Annotated in this window: 2 protein-coding genes; both read left to right on the top strand. The window is 71.7% G+C overall.

Annotation, left to right across the window (positions count from 1 at the left end; translation table 11 throughout):
- The first annotated feature begins 282 nt into the window (after positions 1 to 282).
- On the top strand, positions 283 to 1,128 hold the full coding sequence (locus tag G6018_RS09895; protein WP_182610270.1) for a DUF6474 family protein: 846 nt from the start codon (positions 283 to 285) through the stop codon (positions 1,126 to 1,128).
- A complete protein-coding gene (locus G6018_RS09890; protein WP_182639503.1) occupies positions 1,125 to 1,712 on the top strand; it encodes a copper resistance CopC family protein in 588 nt (195 codons plus the stop codon). The genes G6018_RS09895 and G6018_RS09890 overlap by 4 nt, the downstream gene beginning before the upstream one ends.
- Positions 1,713 to 1,766: the final 54 nt, after the last annotated feature.

The following is a 1,766-nucleotide window of genomic DNA, read 5'->3' as shown; positions in this document are numbered from 1 at the left end:
GGCCGCGGCCATCGCGCGCAGCCGCACCCCCTCGTCGAGCGGAGCGGTCCGCCACCACGTGGGGCCGGCGTCCCGCTCCCGGGCCACGCGGTGCAGACACCTGGACCCCGACGCCGGTCCCGCCACCGCACCGCCGAGGTCCCCACTCGATCCGTTCCGGGCACCGTCCATCGACGTCCATCATGGCGCACACCGCCCTCGGATACCGGTCCGGTGCTCACCGGCGGACTGTTCGCCTAGGCTGGGACCCTGATGTTCGCGACGAGAGAAGGATCGACGCCCATGGGCAAGCTGACGACCTACCGCGACAAGCGCGCCGAACTCCGCGCCCACGCCTCCGCGCTCAAGGCCACCGCCATGACCGAGGCCAAGCTCGCCGCCAAGGAGGCCAGGCACAAGGCCAAGGAGGCGCATCGCGTCGATCTCGCCGAGGCCAAGAAGCGCGCGAAGCTGGAGGGCAAGAACGCGGACCGCAGGGCGAAGCGTGAGGCCAAGCGGGCCAAGCGCCAGGACGCGCTCGCCCAGAAGGCGTCCAGGCGGGACCGCAAGGCCGAGAAGACGCTGTCCAAGCAGGAGCGCGCCACCCTCAAGCGCGAGGCCAAGTTCCTGGCGAAGGACCGTAAGGCGGCCGAGAAGATCGAGGCGGCGGGCCGGCGGCACGAGTACCAGCTCGCCGAGATGGAGCTGAAGAAGCTCGAGGGCACCAAACTCGGCAAGGACGACGTGCAGCGGTGGCTGAGCCTGGCCAAGGTCGCCACCCCGGTCCTGTTGCCGATGGTCTACAAGCTCGTGTCCAACGCGCAGGGTTCCGCCGACAAGTCCACCGGGGCGGGTGCCGTGGACCTCAAGGCCGCGGGCATCGACGCCACCGGCCCGGGCGCGGCCCTCGGTGTCCGTATCGTCCGGTTGGAACAGACCCTCGACCAGCTCGAGGTCGGGCGTCGCGGGGACCGCCAGGTCGAGGACTTCATCGCCTCCACCCGGACCCGTCTCAAGGATCTGCGGACGGCCGTCGAGACCGCCGAGACCACCCCGACCTCCCAGCGCCGCGAGGTGCACTCCGCCATCTCCGGTGAGCTCGACCGGGTCAACAAGGACGTGCTCGCCCGCCTCGGCGTCACCCCGTGACCCCGATCCGGGCTCGGCTGGCCTCCACCGCGCTCGCCGCCACCATGATCGTGGGGGCCGCGTCGCCGGCCACCGTCCTCGCCCCGGTCGCCGCAGCGCACTCGGTCCTCGTCTCGGTGGACCCGCAGGACGGGGCGACCCTCGAGACCTCGCCCGGTGAGGTCTCGCTGACGTTCAACGAGGAGATCAACCAGAATTTCGCCTCGGTCGCCGTCACCACCGGCGACGACCGGACCACCCTGGTCGTCGGGGAACCCACGGTGGAGGGCGAGACGGTCACCGTGGCGCTCGACGACCTGGCGGACGGCGCGTACACCGTCGGCTACCGGGTGACCTCGGCCGACGGGCACGTCGTCAGCGGATCCTCGGTCTTCACCGTGCAGTCCGCGGCCGGCACCACCGGCGACCCTGCCGAGGACCCTGTTGGCGACCAGTCCGACCAGTCCGACCCGGCCGAGAACCAGATCGCCGACGAGACCTCGGGCGAGGCGTCCTCCGGAGTCGACCCGGCGTTGTGGGTAGTGGGTGGCCTGGCCGTCCTGCTGATCGGCGGCGCGTTCGTGCTGCTGCGCCGCGGCAACTGACAGCGGCGGCAACTGACAGCGGCGGCGCCCCCGTATCCCGGGACGCCGCCGCTC

It is taken from the genome of Dietzia sp. DQ11-44 (assembly GCF_014145205.1).
Classification (GTDB): domain Bacteria; phylum Actinomycetota; class Actinomycetes; order Mycobacteriales; family Mycobacteriaceae; genus Dietzia; species Dietzia natronolimnaea.
This window is presented reverse-complemented; position numbering and strand designations above follow the sequence as displayed.

Coding starts and splice junctions, on each gene's coding strand:
- G6018_RS09895 (WP_182610270.1), top strand. CDS start 283: ATGGGCAAGCTGACGACCTACCGCGACAAGCGCGCCGAACTCCGCGCC.